28 protein-coding genes are annotated in these 20,409 nt (G+C 71.1%); 18 read left to right on the top strand and 10 right to left on the bottom strand.

Annotated elements, in window-relative coordinates; all coding sequences use genetic code 11:
- Positions 1–3: 3 nt before the first annotated feature.
- Entirely contained in the window at positions 4–207 is a 204-nt protein-coding gene (locus E1281_RS05855; RefSeq protein ID WP_131876107.1) for a hypothetical protein, read from the top strand.
- Between the two features lie 14 nt (positions 208–221).
- On the opposite strand, the gene E1281_RS05850 is transcribed toward E1281_RS05855, so the two are convergent.
- A complete protein-coding gene (locus E1281_RS05850; protein WP_131876106.1) occupies positions 222–1,433 on the bottom strand; it encodes an RNA-guided endonuclease TnpB family protein in 1,212 nt (403 codons plus the stop codon).
- A gap of 162 nt (positions 1,434–1,595) precedes the next feature.
- Here E1281_RS05850 and E1281_RS05845 point away from each other — a divergent pair, with 162 nt between their 5' ends.
- The 12 genes from E1281_RS05845 (at position 1,596) to E1281_RS05795 (ending at position 9,375) form a co-directional block, all read left to right on the top strand.
- Positions 1,596–2,285: a DUF6084 family protein gene (locus E1281_RS05845; RefSeq protein WP_131876105.1), complete on the top strand. Its 690-nt coding sequence runs from the start codon at positions 1,596–1,598 to the stop codon at positions 2,283–2,285.
- Complete coding sequence (locus tag E1281_RS05840; protein ID WP_131876104.1) at positions 2,273–3,247, top strand: hypothetical protein; 975 nt, start codon at positions 2,273–2,275, stop codon at positions 3,245–3,247. The genes E1281_RS05845 and E1281_RS05840 overlap by 13 nt, the downstream gene beginning before the upstream one ends.
- Positions 3,244–3,966: a hydrogenase maturation protease gene (locus E1281_RS05835; protein WP_243716630.1), complete on the top strand. Its 723-nt coding sequence runs from the start codon at positions 3,244–3,246 to the stop codon at positions 3,964–3,966. The genes E1281_RS05840 and E1281_RS05835 overlap by 4 nt, the downstream gene beginning before the upstream one ends.
- Before the next feature lie 26 nt (positions 3,967–3,992).
- Positions 3,993–4,124, top strand: coding sequence for a hypothetical protein (locus E1281_RS42530; protein WP_279433596.1), 132 nt, complete (start codon positions 3,993–3,995; stop codon positions 4,122–4,124).
- A gap of 10 nt (positions 4,125–4,134) precedes the next feature.
- Positions 4,135–4,677 carry a DUF892 family protein gene (locus E1281_RS05830; RefSeq protein WP_131876103.1) on the top strand — a complete coding sequence of 181 codons (543 nt, stop codon included), beginning with the start codon at positions 4,135–4,137 and terminating at the stop codon, positions 4,675–4,677.
- On the top strand, positions 4,674–5,270 hold the full coding sequence (locus E1281_RS05825) for an SIS domain-containing protein (protein WP_131876102.1): 597 nt from the start codon (positions 4,674–4,676) through the stop codon (positions 5,268–5,270). Before E1281_RS05830 ends, E1281_RS05825 begins: the two co-directional genes overlap by 4 nt.
- Positions 5,267–5,488 (top strand): HypC/HybG/HupF family hydrogenase formation chaperone, encoded by a 222-nt coding sequence (locus E1281_RS05820; protein ID WP_131876101.1) that lies wholly within the window; start codon positions 5,267–5,269, stop codon positions 5,486–5,488. The genes E1281_RS05825 and E1281_RS05820 overlap by 4 nt, the downstream gene beginning before the upstream one ends.
- On the top strand, positions 5,485–6,168 hold the full coding sequence (locus E1281_RS05815) for an SIS domain-containing protein (RefSeq protein ID WP_131876100.1): 684 nt from the start codon (positions 5,485–5,487) through the stop codon (positions 6,166–6,168). The genes E1281_RS05820 and E1281_RS05815 overlap by 4 nt, the downstream gene beginning before the upstream one ends.
- Positions 6,168–6,437, top strand: coding sequence for a HypC/HybG/HupF family hydrogenase formation chaperone (locus tag E1281_RS05810; RefSeq protein ID WP_131876099.1), 270 nt, complete (start codon positions 6,168–6,170; stop codon positions 6,435–6,437). The genes E1281_RS05815 and E1281_RS05810 overlap by 1 nt, the downstream gene beginning before the upstream one ends.
- Complete coding sequence (gene hypD, locus E1281_RS05805) at positions 6,437–7,579, top strand: hydrogenase formation protein HypD (RefSeq protein ID WP_131876098.1); 1,143 nt, start codon at positions 6,437–6,439, stop codon at positions 7,577–7,579. The genes E1281_RS05810 and hypD overlap by 1 nt, the downstream gene beginning before the upstream one ends.
- Entirely contained in the window at positions 7,576–8,640 is a 1,065-nt protein-coding gene (hypE, locus tag E1281_RS05800) for a hydrogenase expression/formation protein HypE (protein ID WP_131876097.1), read from the top strand. Before hypD ends, hypE begins: the two co-directional genes overlap by 4 nt.
- Positions 8,641–8,904: 264 nt before the next feature.
- The gene (locus E1281_RS05795) at positions 8,905–9,375 is read left to right on the top strand and encodes a hypothetical protein (protein ID WP_165958802.1); all 471 of its coding nucleotides are present in this window, start codon (positions 8,905–8,907) and stop codon (positions 9,373–9,375) included.
- Between the two features lie 113 nt (positions 9,376–9,488).
- On the opposite strand, the gene E1281_RS05790 is transcribed toward E1281_RS05795, so the two are convergent.
- Complete coding sequence (locus tag E1281_RS05790; RefSeq protein WP_131876095.1) at positions 9,489–9,929, bottom strand: DUF3592 domain-containing protein; 441 nt, start codon at positions 9,927–9,929, stop codon at positions 9,489–9,491.
- Between the two features lie 16 nt (positions 9,930–9,945).
- Positions 9,946–10,644: a hypothetical protein gene (locus tag E1281_RS05785; protein WP_131876094.1), complete on the bottom strand. Its 699-nt coding sequence runs from the start codon at positions 10,642–10,644 to the stop codon at positions 9,946–9,948.
- A 191-nt stretch (positions 10,645–10,835) separates the two neighbouring features.
- Here E1281_RS05785 and E1281_RS05780 point away from each other — a divergent pair, with 191 nt between their 5' ends.
- From E1281_RS05780 to E1281_RS05770, 3 genes are all read left to right on the top strand, one after another.
- Positions 10,836–11,768: an ATP-binding cassette domain-containing protein gene (locus E1281_RS05780; RefSeq protein WP_131876093.1), complete on the top strand. Its 933-nt coding sequence runs from the start codon at positions 10,836–10,838 to the stop codon at positions 11,766–11,768.
- Positions 11,765–12,613, top strand: coding sequence for an ABC transporter permease subunit (locus E1281_RS05775; protein WP_131876092.1), 849 nt, complete (start codon positions 11,765–11,767; stop codon positions 12,611–12,613). The genes E1281_RS05780 and E1281_RS05775 overlap by 4 nt, the downstream gene beginning before the upstream one ends.
- 85 nt (positions 12,614–12,698) lie before the next feature.
- On the top strand, positions 12,699–13,271 hold the full coding sequence (locus tag E1281_RS05770; RefSeq protein ID WP_131876091.1) for a dihydrofolate reductase family protein: 573 nt from the start codon (positions 12,699–12,701) through the stop codon (positions 13,269–13,271).
- 47 nt (positions 13,272–13,318) lie between these two features.
- On the opposite strand, the gene E1281_RS05765 is transcribed toward E1281_RS05770, so the two are convergent.
- Positions 13,319–13,531: an EF-hand domain-containing protein gene (locus E1281_RS05765; RefSeq protein ID WP_131876090.1), complete on the bottom strand. Its 213-nt coding sequence runs from the start codon at positions 13,529–13,531 to the stop codon at positions 13,319–13,321.
- Positions 13,532–13,695: 164 nt separating this feature from the next.
- Here E1281_RS05765 and E1281_RS05760 point away from each other — a divergent pair, with 164 nt between their 5' ends.
- A complete protein-coding gene (locus E1281_RS05760; protein WP_131876089.1) occupies positions 13,696–14,397 on the top strand; it encodes a DUF899 family protein in 702 nt (233 codons plus the stop codon).
- Between the two features lie 61 nt (positions 14,398–14,458).
- On the opposite strand, the gene E1281_RS05755 is transcribed toward E1281_RS05760, so the two are convergent.
- The 6 genes from E1281_RS05755 to E1281_RS05730 form a co-directional block, all read right to left on the bottom strand.
- Positions 14,459–14,917: a MarR family winged helix-turn-helix transcriptional regulator gene (locus E1281_RS05755; RefSeq protein WP_165958801.1), complete on the bottom strand. Its 459-nt coding sequence runs from the start codon at positions 14,915–14,917 to the stop codon at positions 14,459–14,461.
- 23 nt (positions 14,918–14,940) lie between these two features.
- The gene (locus E1281_RS05750) at positions 14,941–15,912 is read right to left on the bottom strand and encodes a LysR family transcriptional regulator (RefSeq protein ID WP_131876087.1); all 972 of its coding nucleotides are present in this window, start codon (positions 15,910–15,912) and stop codon (positions 14,941–14,943) included.
- 85 nt (positions 15,913–15,997) lie between these two features.
- Positions 15,998–16,945, bottom strand: a complete 948-nt coding sequence (locus tag E1281_RS05745; protein ID WP_131876086.1) for a zinc-binding dehydrogenase — start codon at positions 16,943–16,945, stop codon at positions 15,998–16,000.
- Positions 16,942–17,343, bottom strand: a complete 402-nt coding sequence (locus E1281_RS05740; protein WP_131876085.1) for a cupin domain-containing protein — start codon at positions 17,341–17,343, stop codon at positions 16,942–16,944. The genes E1281_RS05745 and E1281_RS05740 overlap by 4 nt, the downstream gene beginning before the upstream one ends.
- Positions 17,340–18,323, bottom strand: a complete 984-nt coding sequence (gene ilvE / locus E1281_RS05735) for a branched-chain-amino-acid transaminase (protein ID WP_131876084.1) — start codon at positions 18,321–18,323, stop codon at positions 17,340–17,342. Before ilvE ends, E1281_RS05740 begins: the two co-directional genes overlap by 4 nt.
- Positions 18,324–18,640: 317 nt before the next feature.
- Complete coding sequence (locus tag E1281_RS05730; RefSeq protein WP_165958799.1) at positions 18,641–19,654, bottom strand: WD40 repeat domain-containing protein; 1,014 nt, start codon at positions 19,652–19,654, stop codon at positions 18,641–18,643.
- A gap of 165 nt (positions 19,655–19,819) precedes the next feature.
- Between E1281_RS05730 and E1281_RS05725 the strand changes: the two genes are divergently transcribed.
- Positions 19,820–20,409 (top strand): DUF899 family protein (locus E1281_RS05725; protein ID WP_207943119.1); only part of this gene is annotated, 590 nt, incomplete at its 3' end.

Below are 20,409 nucleotides of genomic sequence, written 5' to 3'. Positions count from 1 at the left end.
ACGATGATCAAGGTCGGCAGACCGGACGTGCGGCCCGACGGGCCGTCGCACACCAGGGGCGTCCGCGAGGGCAACGGCGTGGGCAACTACGAGAAGCAGGACGGGCACCTGCCCGACGGCACCTCGACCGCGCGCCGCTCCACCGGGATCGGAGCGTCCCGCCACGGGCCGATCCTCGACTCGATGCCGAACCTGTCGCCGGCTTGACTTCCCTCTCCCGCCTAAAGGCGGGGGGTTCCAACCGTTGCCGGTTGGGTTTCCTGCTTCATTGCCGACTGCCCCATCCGGGAGGAGTCCCGTTGAGGTCTTACACCGGCTCCACAGGCCGACACCGCCAGCCCGGCGGCCACAATGTTGCGCGCGGCGTTGACGTCCCGGTCATGCCGGGCGCCGCACACTTCGCATTCCCACTCCCGCACGTCCAAGGGCATTCCTTCGCGGGTGGCCCCGCACCGCGAGCACGTTTTGGTGGAGGGATACCACCGGTCGACCACGACGAGTTCGCGGCCGTACCAGTCGGTCTTGTACTCCAGCATCGTGCGCAGCTGGTGCCACGCCGCGTCCGAGATCGCGCGCGCCAGACGGTGGTTGCGCACCATGCCCGCGATGTTGAGGTCCTCGATCACGACCACTTGGTTCTCGTGGACGAGCCGAGTCGAGAGCTCGTGCAGGAAGTCGCGGCGCCGGTCGGCGATGCGGGCGTGGATCCGCGCGACCCGGGTGCGGGCCTTGTCCCGGTTGGCCGAACCGTTGGCTTTGCGGGCCAGGTCCTTCTGGGCCTTGGTGAGGCGTTCGCGGTCGCGGCGTTCGTGCCGGGGGTTGGTGATCTTGTCCCCGGTCGACAGCGTCACCAGCGAGGTGATCCCGGCGTCCACTCCGACGGCCGCCTCGACGGGGTCCAGGCGGGTGATGGTGTCGGTGCACAGGATCGAGCAGAACCAGCGTCCGGCCGCGTCTCGGGAGATGGTGACGGTGGAGGGCTGCGCGCCGTCGGGCAGCGGACGCGACCACACGATCGCCAGCGGCTCGGCCATCTTGGCCAGCGTCAGCTCACCGTCGCGCCATCGGAATGCGCTGGCGGTGTACTCGGCGGATGCCCGCGACTTCTTGCGGGCCTTGAACCGCGGGTAGTTGGCGCGACCGGCGAAGAAGCCGGTGAACGCGGCCTGCAGGTGTCGCAGCGCCTGCTGCAACGGCACCGACGACACCTCGTTCAAAAACCCCAGCTCCGGGGTCTTCTTCCACGCCGTCAGCACGGCCGAGCACTGCCCGTACGACACCCGGCGCCGCTCAGACTCCCAGGCGCGAGTGCGTTCGGCCAACGCCTTGTTGTAGACCAGCCGGACACAGCCGAACGTGCGGGACAACTCGGCCGCCTGCTCGTCCGTGGGATAGAAGCGGTACTTGAACGCCCGCTTCACCTGCCGCGCCATGCCACGCAACGTAGCGGACCGGCTACGCGGGCCGCAGTCGTTTCGGTTGAACGGCGACCTACGGCGATCCGCCCTGGTGGCCGGTCGCCATTGCCTGCCCTGCTCCGCAGGAGTCCGTTTCCCCACCCGCTTGAAGGCGGGCGCTTCCACGGAGGAATTTCGATGAGCGCGACACCGGAACTGGGCCTCGACCTGCTCGGCATCGAGGCGGAGACGTTCGCGGCGACGCCGACGCTGAACCTGCGGATCGGGCTGCGGCGGCTGGACGGCGGCCCCGTCCAGTGCGTCCTGCTCACCACGACCGTGACGATCGCGGCCGCGCGCCGCGACTACGACGACGTCGAGCGCGAACGGCTCGCCGGCGTGTTCGGCGAGCCGGACATGTGGGACAGGTCGCTGCACGGCCTGACGTGGGGACGCGTCGGCGCGACCGTGCCGACGTTCCGCGGCGAGGCGGAGGCGACGCTCGCGCTGGCGTGCGGGCACGACATGCAGGTCGCGGCCGACCGCTACCTGCACGCGCTGCGCGGCGGCGACGTCCCGCTCGACCTCACCTTCAACGGCACGGTGTTCTATCCGGGCGAGGACGGGAAGCTGCGCACCGGGCAGATCCCGTGGCACCACGAGGCGACCGGGCGGCTGCCCGTCCAGGCGTGGCGGGACCTGATGGACCGCTACTACGGGTCCGCGCGCTGGCTCCGCCTGGACGACGACTGCTTCGGCCGCCTCGCCGCCTACCGGGCGCGGCGGGCGCACTCCTCCTTCGACGACACGGTCGACGAACTCCTCCACAGGGCCGAGGTCCTGCGCGCGGAAGAGGACCTGCGCGGGGAGGAAGAGTGGACTGCGTAAGAGCTGTCGCCGACGTCGTCCTTTACGAGGGCTATCTGCTGTGGCCCTACCGGCGGTCCGCGCTGAAGAACCAGCGGAGGTGGACGATCGGCGGCGTCTACCCGCGCCCCTACGCGGAAAAGGCCGGCGACCACTGGACGGTCTGCGCCGAGTTCCTCATGGAGGAGCCCGGCGATTCCGACGTGGAGTTCACCCTGCGCTTCCTGCACGCCGTGCACCGCCAGGTCATGGACGGCGACACCCCGGTCGACGAGGTCCGCGCCGGGGACGAGACGTTCACGACCTGGCAGGAGGCCCGCGAACGCGAGATCACCAGCGGCCGCGTCTCCGTCGCCCGCCTCCTGCGCTCGCCCGTCCGCTTCCCCGTCGCCGTCGCGGCGGGGACGGACGAGGAGGAGATCGGCGGCGGGGTCCGGTTCACCCGCCTCTGGCGGCGGGTGGACGGGACGGTCGAGATCTCGGCCGTCGCGGCGGGGGACGGCCTCGTCCGGCTGCGGGTCGAGGTCGTCAACACCGGACCCGGGGAGGACCGCGACGGCGCCGTCCACGCGGCCATGCTCTGCGCCCACGTCGTGGCGCGGGCGGGCGGCGGCGGGGCCTTCGTCTCGCCGTCCGACCCGCCCGAGCCGATGGCGGACGCAGCGGCGACCTGCGTGAGCGACGGGCTGTGGCCGGTGCTCGCCGGCCCGCCCGGGAGCCACGACACCGTCCTGGCCTCCCCGATCGTCCTCTACGACTGGCCGCAGGTCGCGCCCGAGAGCCCCGGAGACCTGTTCGACGGCACCGAGATCGACCGGCTGCTCATCCTCGGCGTGCTCAGCCTCGGCGACGGCGAGCGGCGGGAGATGGCGGCGACCGACCCGAGGGCGGCGGAGATCCTCGAACGCTGCGCCTCGCTCTCGTCCGGCGAACTGCTCGCGCTGCACGGCACCATGCGGGACCCGCGAAGGGACGTCTGGTGACGGCGCCGGGCAGCCGCGTCCGGCTGCGCCCGCGCGGCGGCGCGGACGTCTTCGACCTCGCGCTCCTCGGCCGCACCGCCACCGTGGAGCGCGTCGAGGAGGACATGGAGGGCGGCCTTCACCTGGTCGTCGCCGTCGACGACGACCCCGGCCGGGGGCTCGGCGCCCGCAACCAGCTCGGGCACCGCTTCTTCGTCGGCCCGGACGAGGTCGAGCCGCTCGCGGACGGCGAGCCGTCCCGCACGGTGCTCGTCGCGGGCATCGGGAACGTCTTCCACGGCGACGACGGCTTCGGCGTCGAGGTCGTCCGGCGGCTGGAGAGGCGGCCGCTTCCGAAGGGCGTGGACGTCACCGACTTCGGCATCCGCGGCATCGACCTCATGTACGCGCTGGGCGACGGCTACGAGACGGTCGTCCTCGTCGACGCGGCGGAGCGCGGCCACGCGCCGGGCACCGTCTCGCTCATCGAGCCGGACGCCGCCGGCGGCCTCGACTTCGGCGGCGTCGCCGTGGACGCGCACGGGCTGGACCCCGCGAAGGTTCTGCGACTGGCCCGGGACAACGGCAGAGCACCGTCCCGGATCCTGCTCGTCGCGTGCGAACCGTCGTCGCGGACCACGGACGCCACCTGGGAGATGGAGCTGAGCGCCGCGGTCGGCGCCGCGGTCGACGAGGCCGTCGCGCTGATCGAGCGGCTGCTCGGCGGGGAACTCGCATGAGCGACCGCACGAGAGGGGGTGAGGAAATGCGGAAGGGAATCCACGTCGGCCCCGGCGTGCTCCGCACGATGATCGCGCTGTTCACGCTGGCCATGATCGTCGTGGTCGTGAAGGAGATGCCGGCCATGCGCCGGTACATGAAGGCTCGCTCGATGTGAACGGACGCCCATGACGACGATCGAGAAGCAGTTGACCGGTTACCTGAAGGACGCGCACGCGATGCAGGAGCACGTCGAGGCGGCCCTCAGCGAGCTGCTCACGACGTCGGCGGACGAACCGGACATGTGCCGTCCGCTCGGCCGCTACGCCGAGCGGACGCACGTCCACCGCAGGGAGATCGAGGCGCGGCTGCGGGCGCACGGGTCCGCTCCGTCCCTCGTCAGGGACGCGGGGGCGCTGTTCGCGGCGGTGGTCGAGGGCGGCCTCGGCCGCAGCCGCCGCGACACCGCCGGGCGGCACATGCGGGACGCCTACGTCGCCGTCCACCTGCAGATCGCCGCCGGCGAGATGCTGCGGCGGGTCGCCGAACGCGCCGGGGACGCCGAGACCGCGGGGGTCGCGGCGGGGCTGTGCGACGACGCGTACGCGATGGCGCGGGAGCTGTCCGACCGCTGGGACCTCGCCGTGGCCATGTCGCTCCGGCAGCACGGCGTCAGGGACGTCCCGCCGCCGCAGGGCGGAGCCGGCCGGTCCGGAGGGGACGACCGATGACCGGCACCGTGGCGGAGGCGTTCCGGCGCCGCGCCGAGCCCGGCGCCGCGCTCGCGGACGCCGCCGGCACCATCGCCGCCGCCTGCCACGCGATGGCGGCGCGGTTCCGGCGCGGGGGCCGGCTGTTCGTGTTCGGCACGGGCGGCGCGGCCACCGACGCGCAGCATGTGGCGGTCGAGTTCGTCCACCCCGTGATCGTGGGGAAGCGGGCGCTGCCCGCGCTGTCGCTCACCGGCGACGTCGCGACCCTCACCGGCATCGGCGCGAGCACCGGCTTCGACGAGATCTTCGCGCACCAGCTCCGCTGCTTCGGCGGGCCCGGCGACATCGCGCTCGGGATCTCGCCGGACGGCCGCTGCGGCAGCGTCCGCCGCGGGCTGGAGAGCGCCCGGGACCTGGGGATGCTCACCGTCGCGCTGGCCGGCGGCGACGGGGGAGCGCTCGCCGGATCGGCCGGCCACCTGGTCACGGTGCCGTCCGGTGATCTGCGCATCGTCAAGGAAGTGCACGTCACCGCCTACCACGTGCTCTGGGAACTGGTCCACGTGTTCCTGGAGCATCCGGACGTGCTGAGCGAGGAGGCCGCCACGTGACGTCGTACTCAGCGGACGGGCACTGCACGGGAGACCACTGCGTGACCTGCTCGGACGAGGCGGTCCCGGTCGAAGTGCTGCGCCTGCGGGGCGGCGGCCTGGCGGACGTCGACGCAGGGGGCGGCCGGGTCGAGCAGGTCAGCGTGGCCCTGGTGGACGCCGCCGTCGGCGACACCGTGCTCGTCCACGCCAAGGAGGCGATCGGGGTCATGACATGACCGACATGCAGCAGCTCTACCCGTTCCTGTACCCGGGCGGCTCGGGACTGGACACGCTCATGGACGACGTCCGCCGCTCGACGGCCGGCAAGGCGGCCGACATCGTCCGGCTGCGCGAGACCGTCCTGGAGGAGTCCGGCGCGGACCTCGCCGCCTGCGCCGCCCGGATGGCGGACGCGTTCCGCGCCGGCGGGCGGCTGTTCACGTTCGGCAACGGCGGCAGCTCGACCGACGCGCAGGACGTCGCCGCGCTGTTCCTCAACCCGGGCGGTTCCGGGCGGCCGCTGCCCGCGCTGGCCCTCACCGCCGACGTCGCCGTGGTCACCGCGCTGTCCAACGACATCGGGTTCGAGGTGGTGTTCGCCCGGCAGCTCGCCGCGTTCGGGCGTCCCGGCGACATCGCGCTCGCGCTGTCCACGAGCGGGAACTCCGACAACCTGATCGCGGCGCTCCGGGAGGGCGCGCACCGCGGCATGCTCACCGTCGGCCTTGCCGGGCACACCGGCGGCCGGATGGCCGAGGAACCGGGGCTGGACCACCTGTTCGCCGTGCCGTCGCCGTCCGTCCACCGCGTCCAGGAGGCGCAGACGACGATCTACCACGTCCTCTGGGAGCTGACGCAGCGGGAACTGACGGGGTCGGAGATCACGGGGTCGGAGATCACGGGGGAGGCCCTCTGATGTGCCTTGCCGTACCGGGCGAGATCGTGGAGATCATGCCGGACCGCCCGCTGGCGAAGGTCGACGTCACCGGCGTCCGGCGGGCCGTGAACATCGGCCTGCTGGGCGGGGAGCCGCTCGCCGAGGGCGACTGGGTTCTCATCCATGTCGGCTTCGCCATGTCAAAGATCGACGAGGCGGAGGCGCGGGCCACGCTGCGGCTGCTCGAAGGGATCGGCGACGCCTACGACGACGAGATCGACGCACTGCGGGAATCGAGGATCGACTGATGCGCTTCGTCGACGAGTACCGGGAGGCGGACAAGGCGCGGGCACTCGCGGCGTCGATCGCGTCCCTGTGCGAGCCCGGCCGCCACTACAAGTTCATGGAGGTGTGCGGAGGCCACACCCACACCATCTACAAGCACGGCCTGGAGGACTATCTGCCGGAGCACATCTCGCTCGTGCACGGCCCCGGCTGCCCCGTATGCGTGATCCCGATGGGCAGAGTGGACGACGCGATCCACATCGCGTCCCAGCCGGACGTCATCATGACGTCGTTCGGCGACATGATGCGGGTGCCCGGCGGAGACGGCTCCTTCTTCGACGCCAAGGCCGCCGGCGCCGACATTCGGATGGTGTACTCGCCGCTGGACGCGCTGAAGATCGCCCAGCGGAACCCGTCGCGGCGCGTGGTCTTCATGGGGATCGGTTTCGAGACCACCGCGCCGTCCACCGCGATGACCGTGCTGCGCGCGGCGGCCGAGGGCGTGGAGAACTTCTCGGTCTTCAACAACCACGTGACGATCCTCCCGGCGATCAAGGCCGTTCTCGACTCGCCCGACCTGCGGCTGGACGGCTTCCTCGGCCCCGGCCACGTCTCGACCGTCATCGGCTGCCGCCCGTACTCGTTCATCGCGGGCGACTACGGCAAGCCGCTGGTCGTCGCGGGATTCGAGCCGCTGGACGTCCTCCAGTCGGTCCACATGCTGCTGGCCCAGCTCGCGTCGGGCCGGTCGGAGGTCGAGAACCAGTACGGCCGCGTCGTCCCGTGGGACGGAAACGCCAAGGCTCTCCAGGTCATCGGCCAGACGATGGAGCCGCGGCCCCATTTCGAATGGCGCGGGCTCGGCTTCATCTCGCACTCCGCTCTCCGCATGAAGGACGAGTACGCGGCCTTCGACGCCGAGCGCGTCTTTGACGTCCCGGGCGGCCGCGTCGCCGACCCCAAGGCGTGCCAGTGCGGCGAAGTGCTGAAGGGCGTGCTGAAACCGTGGGAATGCAAGGTCTTCGGGACGGCCTGCACGCCGGAGACGCCGATCGGCACCTGCATGGTCTCGTCCGAGGGCGCGTGCGCCGCGTACTACAACTTCGGCCGCTTCACCCGGGAGCGCGTCAAGGAGGCCACGCGCGTCAAGGAGGCCACGCCATGAGCATCCGCGAGGAACAGGTCCTCGAACGCATCGACCGCGCCCGCAACGCCAGACCGCGCCTGCGCGAGGACGCCATCACGCTCGCGCACGGCTCCGGCGGCAAGGCCACCCACACCCTGATCGAGACCGTCTTCCGCGAGGCGTTCGGCAATCCGCTGCTGGACCGCCTGGACGACTCCGCGCATTTCGCCGTGAACGGAGCCCGGCTCGCCTTCACCACCGACTCCTATGTCGTCTCGCCGCTGTTCTTTCCCGGCGGTGACATCGGCGACCTGGCCGTCAACGGAACCGTCAACGATCTGGCGGTCTCCGGTGCGACGCCCCTGCATCTGTCGGCCGGGTTCATTCTCGAAGAGGGCTTCCCGGTCTCCGATCTGCGCCGGATCACCGAGTCGATGCGCCGCGCCGCCGAGGCGGCCGGTGTGGACATCGTCACGGGCGACACCAAGGTCGTCGAGCGGGGCAAGGCCGACGGCTGCTACATCAACACCGCCGGCGTGGGCGTCGCGCGTTCCGGCGCCGCGGCCATCCGGCCCGGCGACGCGGTCCTCGTCACCGGCCCGATCGGCGAACACGGCGTCACGATCATGCTGGCGCGCGGCGAACTCGACATCGAGGCCGACCTGGCGTCCGACACCGCGCCGCTGAACTGCCTGCTCGCCGACGTCCGCGACGCCTGCCCCGGCGCCGTCCGCCGCATGCGCGACGCCACCCGCGGCGGCGTCGCGACCGTCCTCAACGAGCTGGCCTCCGACGCGGGCGCCGCCGTGGTGGTGGACGAGTCCCGTGTCCCTGTGCGCCCGGAGGTCCGGGGCGCCTGCGAGCTGCTCGGCATCGACCCCCTGTACGTCGCGTGCGAGGGCCGGGCCGTGATCGTCGTCGACCCCGGGGCGCAGGAGAGCGCCCTGGCCGCGCTGCACGCGCATCCCCTCGGCCGGGACGCGGCCGTAATCGGCCACGTGCGCGACGATCCGCCCGGCCTGGTCCTGCTGAAGACCGCCTTCGGCGGCACACGGATCGTCGATCTCCTGGTGGGCGACCCCCTGCCCCGCATCTGCTGACCCGGGGCGCCCCTAGTCCCGGACCCCGTTCATCATGATCATTTTCCGGGTTTCACGGGATCGCTCATCCGGAGGGAACCAGCGGCGGCCGGGGACCGTCACAGCTTCGATTCGATCGCCCTCGTTCCTGGGCGGGGTTCTGGCATGATGCGTGCCGACATGATCGTGCACAGGAACGATCCGTAGTCAAAGGGTTCCCCTATGAGAAGTCGCCAGCTCAGTACCGGTCAGCGGCGTGGTGGCGTCAGAATCGCCGCGGTCACGGTGGCCATCGCCTCGGTCGGCCTGTTCGGCTCGGGCTGCATGATAGGCAATCTCAACCCCACCTCAGATGACGTCCCGACCCGCGAGTTGCCCCCGCCGGACCTGTCGACGCCGACGCGCCCTTCCCTGACGTCGGACTCGGTGAACGGCACGTGGGAGGGCACCTACACCTGCAACCAGGGCCTGACGCGTCTGAGGCTCACGCTCGTCCAGCGGTCGACCGGCACGGTCACCGGCATCTTCCGTTTCTCCCCCGATTCGAGCAACCCCACGGCGCTCTCCGGCGCCTACACGGTGCGCGGGACGGTCATCGGCAGTTCGGTCCGGCTGAACGGCGACAACTGGATCTCCCGGCCGGGGGACTACGTCATGGTCTCGCTGAGCGGCCGGATCTCGTCCGCCAACCCTGACCAGCTCCAGGGCACCGTCATCGGCTCTGGTTGCTCGACCTTCAGCGTCCAGCGCCGCTGACCCTCTCCACACCCTTTGGGCGGTCACCTCCCGGGCTTCCGGCCCGGCCGCGGACGGACCCTCCGCCGTCACCCCCGGCGGCGGAGAGTCCTCGTTTCGGAGCACCCGAACCCCTAGCCGAGGGCCGCGACCGCGGTCGCGGCCGTGCCGGCGGCGCCGATCGCCGCGAAGAGGAGGCCGACCGCGATGAACGCCGCGCCGTGCAGGGTTCCGCTGCCCGCCGCCCCGTCCAGGCGGGCCCGTTCGGGCTCGTCGGGGTCGTAGAGGACGGTGACCGGCTGCCCTTCCCGGAACATCGGCAGGTTGCCGCCCAGGTCGGACGAAGTCTCGATCACGGCGCCGTCCCGCGTCCGGAAACGCACGGTGGGGTAGTCGACGTGACGGCCGCTCCCCGTGCTTTCCGAGGTCATCCGGACCACGACGCCGGATGCGCGCCGCCCGAACCGCCGCAGGTGACGCCCGACCCGGATGATGTGCACCCCGAACACGACGAACAGCGAGCCGAAGAGCACGAAGCCCGGGGGAAGCCAGTAGACGACGTGATCGGGATTCATCGGACCTCCTCCGTGCTCACGCGAGCTTGAACGACGCCAGGATCTGTTCGGCGGCGGGAGGCATGGTGCCCTGTTCGGCCGCCAGGTTGAGGAAGCAGTAGCGCTCGTCGGAGACGGGCACGCTGACCTCGATGGCGTCGGTGGTGACGCCGTCGTGCCCGGTGCTGGTGTTGGTCATCTTGAATCCGGGCTTGCCGCTGACGGTGAGGTCGGTGATCTCGGCGCCCTTGTTGAGCCTGCGCGCCTTCTCCTTCAAGGTCTCCAGCTCGGTGCCGATGATGCCGCCGCGGTCGCAGCCGGCGGTCAGGTTCGGCGCGAAACCGGACGTGACGGACGCGTCGATCCCCCACACCACGCCGAGCTTCTTCTGCTCGCCGATCAGTCCCTTGATGATCTCCCCGCGGGAGCCCGACGTACGGAAGGACGTCTGCACCACGGGGGAGGTGTCCTGGGAGGGGTCGACCTGCTTCCACCCGGTCGGGAGGGTGAACGTGACCCCGGTGTTCGCCCCGCCGAGGGGTGTCCCGCCTCCCTGCGGCTGTTCCGCGGACGAGGAGGGGCTCGCCGAGCCGCTCTGGGAGGTGACGGGCTCGTCCTTGTCCGAACCGGTGCATCCGGCGACGGCCAGCAGCGCCAGGCCCAGCACGCAAGGCGTGATCAGCCGGGAGGCGCCCGGTCGTTGCACCTGCGAACGTGTTGTCTTCTGGGTGCTCATGGATTCTGAGACGGCCCAACCGCGCATGGGGTTCACGCGAGTTAACGGAAATATTTGCACTAGCGAAGGTCGGTGGTCCCGTCCGTCACCGCGATGCCTCGGAAGAACCAAGATGTACGCCGGTGGGCGTAGCGAGGGTGTCGCCGTGCGGGGGACGACCCGGCCGCCGGCCACCGGCCACGATCGGTCGCATGAGTGAGCGCACCGACACGATCACCCCGCTGGACGCGGAGGCCGTCCGCACCCAGGGCCTGACGAAGAGGTACGGCGAGCATCTCGCCGTCGACGCGGTGAGCCTGACCGTGCGACGCGGCGAGGTGTACGGCTTCCTGGGGCCCAACGGCGCGGGGAAGACGACCACGCTGCGCATGATCCTCGGCCTGATCCGTCCCACCGGAGGAACCGCCACCGTCCTGGGCCGGCCCGCCGGCACCCCGGCCGTGAACCGCCGCGTCGGTGCGCTGATCGAGGGCCCGGGGTTCTACCCGTACCTCAGCGGGCGCGACAACCTGCGGGTCCTCGCCCGCTACCGCCGCGTGGGCGAGGACGACGTGAACCGTGTGCTGGCACGGGTCGACCTCGCCGGACGCGCGGCCGACGCCTTCAAGACCTACTCGCTCGGCATGAAGCAGCGGCTCGGGGTGGCCGCGGCCCTGCTCGGCGATCCCGGCCTGCTGATCCTCGACGAGCCCACCAACGGGCTCGACCCCGCCGGCGTCGGCGACATGCGCCGCCTGCTGACCGAGCTGGCGGCCGCGGGGCACACGGTGCTGCTGTCCAGCCACATGCTGAGCGAGGTTCAGGAGACGTGCGACCGGGTCGGAGTGATCAACCGGGGACGCCTCGTCGCCGAGGCCACGGTCGACGACCTGCGCGGCGCCGGCGGCCTGCGCGTCCGCGCCGAGCCCCTGGAGAGGGCGCTGGCCGTGAGCACGCGGCTCGCCGGGGACGAGGTGACGGTCGCCGACGGCGCCCTGCACCTGCGCGTCGACCCGGGCCGCGCCGCCGAACTCACCCGGGCCCTGGTCGCGGCGGACGTCGACGTCCACGAGATCCGCCCGGTCGAACGTTCGCTGGAAGAGGTCTTCTTCGAGATGACCGCAGCCGAGGAGGAAGACCGATGACCGCCCTGACCGCCGGTACGCGCGCCGAACTCCTCCGTCTGCGGCGATGGCCGGCCGTGTGGACGCTGGCCGCGGCGTGGCTGCTGCTGAACATCACCTTCGGCTACGTCTTCCCCTACCTCGGATACCGCAACGGCGGCGGCTTCGCCAACGACGGCGCCGAGCCCCGGCAACTGCTCGCGGACGTCATGCCGGAGAGCGTCCCCGTCGCCGCGGTGCAGGGCATGCCGATGTTCGGCGGCGCGATCCTGTTCGCCCTGGGCGCGCTCGCCGCCGGCAGCGGCTACGGGTGGGGCACCTGGAAGACCGCGCTCACCCAGGGTCCGGGACGCCCGTCCGTCCTCGGCGGCACCTTCACCGCCCTGGGCGGCGTCGTCATCGCCGTCGTCCTCGGGACGTTCGCCGTCGACATGGGCATAGCCCTGTCGCTGGCGGCGGTCGAGGGGCAGGGCATCACCTGGCCCGCCGCGGCCGACCTGGCCCGCGGCCTCGGCGCCGGCGCCCTGATCCTCGCCCTGTGGACGGCCGCCGGCCTCGCCATCGGCACCCTCACCCGCAACCCGGCCCTGGCCGTGGCCCTCGGCCTGGTGTGGACGCTCGCGGTGGAGAACCTGCTGCGCGCCGTCTCGTCCATCCTGGACTGGCTGGGCCCCGTCACGGACGTCCTGCCCGGAACGGCCGCAGGCTCGGCCGTCGCGGCGGTAGGCGCCCGGCCGGTGTCCGAGGGCGGTTCCCCCGGCGTGGTCGACAATCTGGCCGGCGGCCCCGCGGCGGCCGTGATGCTCGCCTACCTGGTCGTCTTCGCCGTCGCCACCCACCTGCTGATGCGCCGCGACGTAACCTGACCGCGTGACGCCCCTGAGCCGAGCGGCGATGAGTCCGAGGCCCGAGGCCGGTCTCCATGGCGACGCGACAACTGGGAGGCATCGCATGCGCAAGCTCGTCGTCACCGAGAACATCACCCTCGACGGCGTGATCGACATGTCGGGGGACTGGTTCGACCCGTTGGACAAGGACATCGACCAGTCCGACATGGCGGCGGCGACCAACGAACACCAGGAGGCAGCCGACGCGCTGCTCGTCGGCCGCAACACCTTCGAGGCGTTCCGTTCCTTCTGGCCTGAGCAGAAGGACGACCCCACCGGAGTGTCCGACTACCTCAACGCGGTGGACAAGTACGTCGTCTCCGGCACGATGGACGACCCCGGCTGGGAGAACTCCACCGTGCTGCGCGGTCCGGTGATCGAGGAAGTACGGGCGTTGAAGGAGGCACCGGGCCGCGACATCGTCGCGACCGGCAGCATCCGGCTCGTGCACGAGCTGATCGCGGCGGGGCTGGTCGACGAGTACCGCCTGTTCGTCTTTCCGCTGGTCGTCGGGCACGGAGCCCGGCTGTTCGAGTCCGCCGGCACAAGGCTGGAACTGCTGGAGACGCGGCCGTTCGTCTCAGGCGCGGTCCTGCTGCGCTACGCGGACGCGAGCACCGGCTCGTCCGGCCGGTAGAACCCGTCCTGCGCGAAAGCCGGAGACCATGCCGGTCCACCGCGGGATCAGTCGGTGAGGAACTCCTTGTAGGAGATCTCGCCGTCGGCGTTCTTGTCGGCTCTCGCGATGTAGGCGTCGATCTCCTCGATGGAGCGGGGATCGCCGGCGGCGGCGAAGGCGGCGATGAGCTCGTCCCGGCTGAGGTAGCCGGAGCCGTCGGTATCGAGCGAGCGGAACTCGGCCATGTGATCGGTGTCCGGATTCTCGTGCTTACCCATGCTTTGCTCCCGTCGTCTGGTTCCCGGACAGCGTAGAGGGACCCTCGGCGAGCCGCATCACGCGTCCGGCGCCGTCCGGAGCTGTCCCGTGAACGAGGGGCGATGAGTTCTGCGGTCGTCGCTGGTCCGCATATCGAGGAACCCATCCGAGCTTGGGAGGAATCGTGACCGAGAAGAGCGCCGGGGCCCTGCCTCCGGTCGTCGACCGGCAGACGTGGCAGGCCGCGCTTGACGAGCTGCGTGTGCGGGAGAAGGCCGCCACCCGTGAGCTCGACGCCATCGCCGCGCAACGCCGCAGGCTGCCGATGGTCGAGCTTCCGGACTACACGCTGATCGGCCGGGACGGTCCCGTCCGGCTGGTCGACGTGTTCGGCGGGCGTTCCCAGCTGATCGTCTACAACCACATGTGGTCCGACGGCGCGGAGTGGCAGTGCGGCGGCTGTACCGGGTACACGTCGCAGTTCGTCCGGCTGGACCACCTCGACAACTACGACGCCCGCTTCGTCGTCGTCACCAACGGGCCCATCGAGGAGGCGCTGGCCTACAGGGCCAAGGTCGGCAACGAGATGGACTGGTACTCGTCGTCGGAAAGCTCGTTCGGCGCCGACGTGGACGCGCCTCCCGGCGCGGGCTTCGCGGTGAACGTCTTCCTCCGCGACGGCGACAAGGTGTACCGCACCTGGCACACCAACGGCCGCGGCACCGAACAGCTCAGCTACACGTTCGCGCTGGTCGACGTCCTGCCGTGGGGCCGCCAGGAGGAATGGCAGGACTCACCGGACGGCTGGCCGAAGTCGCCCACCTACTCCAAATGGCTCGACTCACCCGACGTCGCCCGCCTCTACGGCCCACCGGAGACGCCCTAGTGTGACAAAGGGCTGAGGGACCGTCTTCGGCGGGCCTCTCTGGTCATGCGGCGCTTGCGCGTCAGGGGATGTGCGACCCGTCCTGGGTGGCGTGCAGGGCATCGAGGATCGAGGTCAGCACGTCGATGAGCCGCTGGCGGTCGGCGCCCGGGAGTGCGGTCAGGCGGTCGCGCATCGCCTCCCCTGCGCGGGTGCCGATCGCCTCTGAGGCCGCGCGCCCGCGTGCGGTCAGCCGGACCGTCTGGTGGCGCCTGTCCTGCGGAGACCTGTCCCGCGTGACCAGCCCGCCCTCCTCCAAGCGGGCCAGTACTCGGCTGAGGTGGCCGGGGTCCATACCGGTTCGGTGGCGCAGTGCCGCCACTTCGGTGATCTCCTGTCGGCCCAACTCGTGGAACACGCGACTTCCTGTCACGGAGTACGTCGTGTCGTCGCCGCTGAACCGCAGGCCCTCCAGGAGATACCGGTAGAGCCGGCCCAGCGTGTGTACATCGGCGACGATGTCGCCGTCCGGTGAGCGCATCACCGTATCCGACGATTCTTCGATCATGTCAGGTCAGCCGGTCGCCCTGCCGCCGTCAGCGCGTCCGAGGTCGCCGCGGGCAGGCATGGGGGGCCGAGTTCGGCGGCGATCCGGCGAAGGTACTCGACCATGATCGACGCGGAGGGCAGCCGGTGCGCACCGGCCGGCGTCGCGGCAGCCACCGTCCGGGTCAGGGAAGGTTCGCTCAGCGGGCGTATGACCAGGCCGGACGGGGTCGCCGAGAGCGTGAGCGACGGGGCGAGGGCGACCCCCAGTCCCGCCGCGACGAGCCCGCGCACCGTCATCTGGTCGTCGGTACGGAACGCGATCCGGGGTTCGAAACCCGCCTCGCGGCCCGCGCGGGGAAGGACGTCGATCGTCGAACCGTGATGGACGCCCTGGATCCAGCTGTCCTCGGAGAGGTCGGTGAGCCGGAGCCGCTCGCGGTCCGCGAGTGGGTGGTCGCGCGGAAGCGCGACGTGCAGCGGATCCACCAGGAGCGGGCTTAGCTCCACGTCCGCCGGGACCACCAGCGGCACGACGGGAAACTCGTAGACCAGGGCGAGATCCAGCTCGAACACGGTGAGGGCGGCCATCGCCTCGTCCCGGTCGATCTCGGTCAGCTCGACCTCCACATCGGGAAATCGCCGCTGGAACGCGCTGACCGCCCGTGGCATCAGCGTGGCGTTCGCCGTGGTGAAGGATCCGAGCCGCAACCGGCCGCCGACGCCCTGGGCGATGGCGGCGAGTGAGGTCTCGGCCGCGCGCAGCTCGGTGTGGATCGCGTCGGCGTGCCGCACCAGCGCCCGTCCCGCCTCGGTCAGCCGCACACCCCGGGCATGCCGCACGAGCAACTGGACGCCCGCCTCCCTTTCGAGGACGGTGATCTGCTGGGAAACGGCGGAGACGGTGAACGACAGGGTCTCCGCGGCGCGGGTCAAAGAGCCCTGCCGAGCCACCTCCCGAAGGACGTGGAGCCGTGTCACGTCGAGCATGACGCAAGGCTACAGACCGGGATCGGGGCGCCCCCGGAGGTCGGCTCGCCCGCGAAGCGGAGTCGGCACATGGGCGACCTCTCCATCACGCTTCGCCCGCCGCCGATACGAGGAGCACCGCTTTACCCGCCAGCCGCCGTTCCCGCAGGGCGCGGAGGGTCGCCCGAACGTCCTCCCAACCGGCCGTGACCGGGGTGTCGATCTTCAGCTCGCCGGTGGCGGCCAGCCGCACCAGGCACGCCAGATCGTCCGCGGTGCGCGCGGAGGCCAGGTCGTTCAGGACGTAGAAGCCGCGCATGGTCGCCTCCTTCGGGTAGAAGTCGCTCACCCGCAACCGCGTTGTCGCGCGCGAGGAATCGCCGAAGGAGACCACCGTCCCGCGCGGTGCGACCAGCCGGAGCGCCTCCCGCAGGGATTCGCCGCCCACGGATTCCAGGACGAGGTCGAACACGGCTTCCAGCGCCTCGACCCCGACGACGACCTCGGTGGCGCCGAGCCCGGCGAGCCCCTGGCGGCGTTCTGGCCGACCGGCCACGGCCGTGACGGTCGCGCCGGACCGCCGGGCCAATTGCACGGCGAACCGCCCGACCCCTCCTGCCGCCCCCGTCACCAGGACCGTGCGTCCTGCCAGGTCACCGGGAACGCGCAGCGCTCGCAGCGCGGTGAGCCCGGCGGTCGGCAGCGCCGCCGCCCGTTCGAGGGGTAGATCGTCCGGGACGACGGCGAGCTGGCCCACCGGGACCGCGACGCGTTCGGCCCAGCTACCCCCGGCCACCATTCCCAGCACCCGCGTGCCCGGGACGATTCGGTCGGCGCCCCTGGCGGGGACCGGCGGCACGGCGCCCGCGACCACGCCGGCGAGGTCCCAGCCGGGCCGCCACCCGGCGGTGGCCGTCGCCAGGCGGTGCAACTCGCCCCGGTTGACCGAGACGGCCCGCACCTCCACCAGCACCTCGCCGGGTGCCGCCGCCGGTTCGGGGACCCGGACCACGTCGACCAGACGGGCGTCGCCCGTGGCGGCCAGCGCCCTCATGATCCGCCGGGCCAGCGCGGGGGCGTCTCGGGCGCGTGCTCCAGCCCCGCCCAGTCGTCCCGCACCGGGGAGAACACCTCGACGACCACCGCCCCTCCGGCACCGGCGCGCACCTCGTGCCGCACACCGGCGAGGATCCGCCACATGCCACCGGGGCCGAGCTCTCCCGTCTCCTGCCCGACGGTGAACGTCAGCGAACCAGCGAGGCACAGCCCGACCTGCTCGTTCTCGTGCTGATGCGCCGGCACCAGGCCGTCGGCCGGGATCTCCACGACCGCCATGGTGATCAGTTCGCTCTGCAGTACCCGTGCGGTGACGTCCCGCCAGATCTGGAGCGGCCGGATCGATCCGACGTCGCTGAGCGCCGGGGCCGGGGCCGGTTCTCTCGGTTCGCTCATGCCACGGCCTCCGCGCTGTAGACGGGTGTCGTCCATGCGTGATGCCGGCCGCCGCCGCCCCGGGCGATCAGCCGCAGTTCGCGCTGGAGGTCCAGCGTCGTCGTCCCCGGCCGGCCGTCGCCCACCCGGCGGCCGTCCACCTCCGTGACCGGGGCGACGATGGCGGCCGTCCCGCACAGCAGCGCCTCATCGCAGGCGTACAGCTCGGAGCGGTGGATCCGGCGCTGCGCCACATAGGCGCCGAAATCCTGGGCTAGCAGCGCCATCACCTGCGCGCGGGTGATCCCCTCAAGGATGTCGTCGGTCGCCGGCGGCGTGACCCATTCTTCCCCGAAGCGCACGAGGATGTTCGCCGTGGTCGCTTCGGCCACGTACCCGTCGCCGGTCAGCAGCAGGGCCTCGTCGAACCCCCGCCGGATCGCCTCCGTCTTGGCCAGCGCCGGGCCGACGTAGCCGCCGATCACCTTGGCCCGGTTGGGGACGGCCACGTCCGAACCGCGCCGCCACGTGCTCACCATGCACCGGACGCCGTCCGGACTCATGTAGTCGCCGGGCATCGGGGTGGCCGGTATGCACAACCGGGTACCCGAATCGTGCATCCGGACCGCCAGCTGCTCGCCGGCGAGGAGCAGGAGCGGACGGATGTAGGTATTGGCCCGCACCCGGTTCCGGCGCATCAGCTCGCAGGTCACGGCCACCATTTCCGCGGGACGGTACGCCAGTTCCAGGCCCAGGATCCGGGCGGACCGTCCCAGCCGCTCGTAGTGGGCCTCCGCCTCCAGCAGGAAGAGCTCGCCGCGCTCCGGATTCCAGGTGGCCCGGATCCCTTCGAATGTCCCGGTTCCATAGGAGACGACGTTCGAGAGAATGCTCAGCCGCGCCTCATCCGACGACACGAATTCACCGTCGACGAAAACCCATTCATACGGCTCACCGAAGACGGCTCCGGGAGGCGTCCCGTTTTCTTTCGGCAGGCTCAATGAACTGCCCTCACCTTCCTGTGATCGCCTATGGGCAGTACGTTAGGCCGACATTCCATTAAGCACAATCGAAAACTTCTTAAGAATGCCTTCAGTGCTCCTGCAGGCGTGTCCCCAGGCGGCCTTCGAGCGGCGGCAGGTGTTCGATGTCCGGCCGAAGCGGCGGGGTCTCTGCACCACCAGGCTCACCCGTCCCCGCCATGAGGCGGTCGGGTCTTCTAGATTTGCCCCGCGGCCGGAGCCGCCGGTGACACCGGACCTCTTTTAGCGGACGCGCGTGCTTATGCTTCTCCTCGGAAGGAGCCCGGTCGGACGGCTCAAGGATGAGGGTCGGTGCCGACGTGCCAGAGCGCGACGTCCTCGCCCACGATCGCGGCCAGGAGACCGCCGTCCGGGGAGAAGGCCACGTCATCGTTGACCCCGTCCAACGTGGTCACCAACGCGCTGTCAGGGAGCATGCGGTCCAGGTCGTCCGGGCCGCGGGGGAAGTCGTTGTCCCGGATCAGCGTGGACAGGTCCCAGACGTGCCCGATCGGATGCGAGTAACCCGAGGTGACCACTTTGCTCCCGTCCGGGGAGAAGGCCACTGCACTGGTGCCGCCGCAATCGTCGGTCTCGCCTCCCACCAGGCCGTGGCCTGTGCGGGCGTCCCAGATTCCCACATTGTGGCCCGCCGTGGCCACCAGCCGCCCGTCGCGGGAGAACCGCATCGAGTCGGTCATCGGCCCGCCCGGCAGTGGACCGATGGGACGCGTGGGATAACCGGCCGACGCCTCCCAGATCCGGATGCCCTGTTCTTCGTCGAGAACGGCGAGCATCGACGGCCGCCGGGGGACGAAGGCGAGCTTCGCGAGTCCGAGGACGTCGGGTTCCAGCGTCCGCACAAGCCGGCCTGTGGCCGTCCCCCAGATCTTCACCGCGAAGTCGTAGGTGTACCCCGTGGCCAGCAACGCACCGTCATCCGACAGCGCCAGGGCGCATTTGTTGAGGGACGCGTCCTCGCCGCGTAGGTCGTCGTCCGGGCACTCCCAGGCGCGAAGGCAATCGCCGGCCCGAGCGCCCCACACCCGGGCCCTCCCGTCGCTTGCCAGCGTGACGAGCAGCCCGCCATCGGCGGAGAAGGCCATCGCCAGGACCGCATCGGACGGTCCGTGTTCGAACACCGCGCGCTGCCGGGCGCGCCGGGCGACCTCCCAAAGCCGGACGGCCCCGTCCTGTCCGGCCGTGGCCAGCACGCCGGCCGGGTCCGGAGAGAACGCCATGGCCGTCAGCGAACCGTGGCCGCCCGCAATGCGCGTGTACGGGACGGCGTACCTCGGGTCATAGGGCATGCCATTCCTCCTCGGCCGACCGGTCAAGCCTCCAGAAGAACCTGTCCGTCCCGCAACCGCAGCCGCCGGTTCCGCTCCAACACCTGTGCCAGCCGAACCGCCGTCGCCGCCCATCGCGCCCGCCGCAAGCCAGCCGTCTGCCGGAGCGTTCCTCTCCGGCCCTACATGTCGATGTACGCCGCGGCGAAAGCGTCGATGATGGTCGAGCTTCCGGACTACACGCTGATCGGCCCGGACGGTCCCGTCCGGCTGGTCGACGTGTTCGGCGGGCGTTCCCAGCTGATCGTCTACAACCACATGTGGTCCGACGGCGCGGAGTGGCAGTGCGGCGGCTGTACCGGGTACACGTCGCAGTTCGTCCGGCTGGACCACCTCGACAACTACGACGCCCGCTTCGTCGTCGTCACCAACGGGCCCATCGAGGAGGCGCTGGCCTACAGGGCCAAGGTCGGCAACGAGATGGACTGGTACTCGTCGTCGGAAAGCTCGTTCGGCGCCGACGTGGACGCGCCTCCCGGCGCGGGCTTCGCGGTGAACGTCTTCCTCCGCGACGGCGACAAGGTGTACCGCACCTGGCACACCAACGGCCGCGGCACCGAACAGCTCAGCTACACGTTCGCGCTGGTCGACGTCCTGCCGTGGGGCCGCCAGGAGGAATGGCAGGACTCACCGGACGGCTGGCCGAAGTCGCCCACCTACTCCAAATGGCTCGACTCACCCGACGTCGCCCGCCTCTACGGCCCACCGGAGACGCC

The sequence above is a fragment of the Actinomadura sp. KC345 genome, from assembly GCF_004348515.1.
Taxonomy (GTDB): domain Bacteria; phylum Actinomycetota; class Actinomycetes; order Streptosporangiales; family Streptosporangiaceae; genus Spirillospora.
This window is presented reverse-complemented; position numbering and strand designations above follow the sequence as displayed.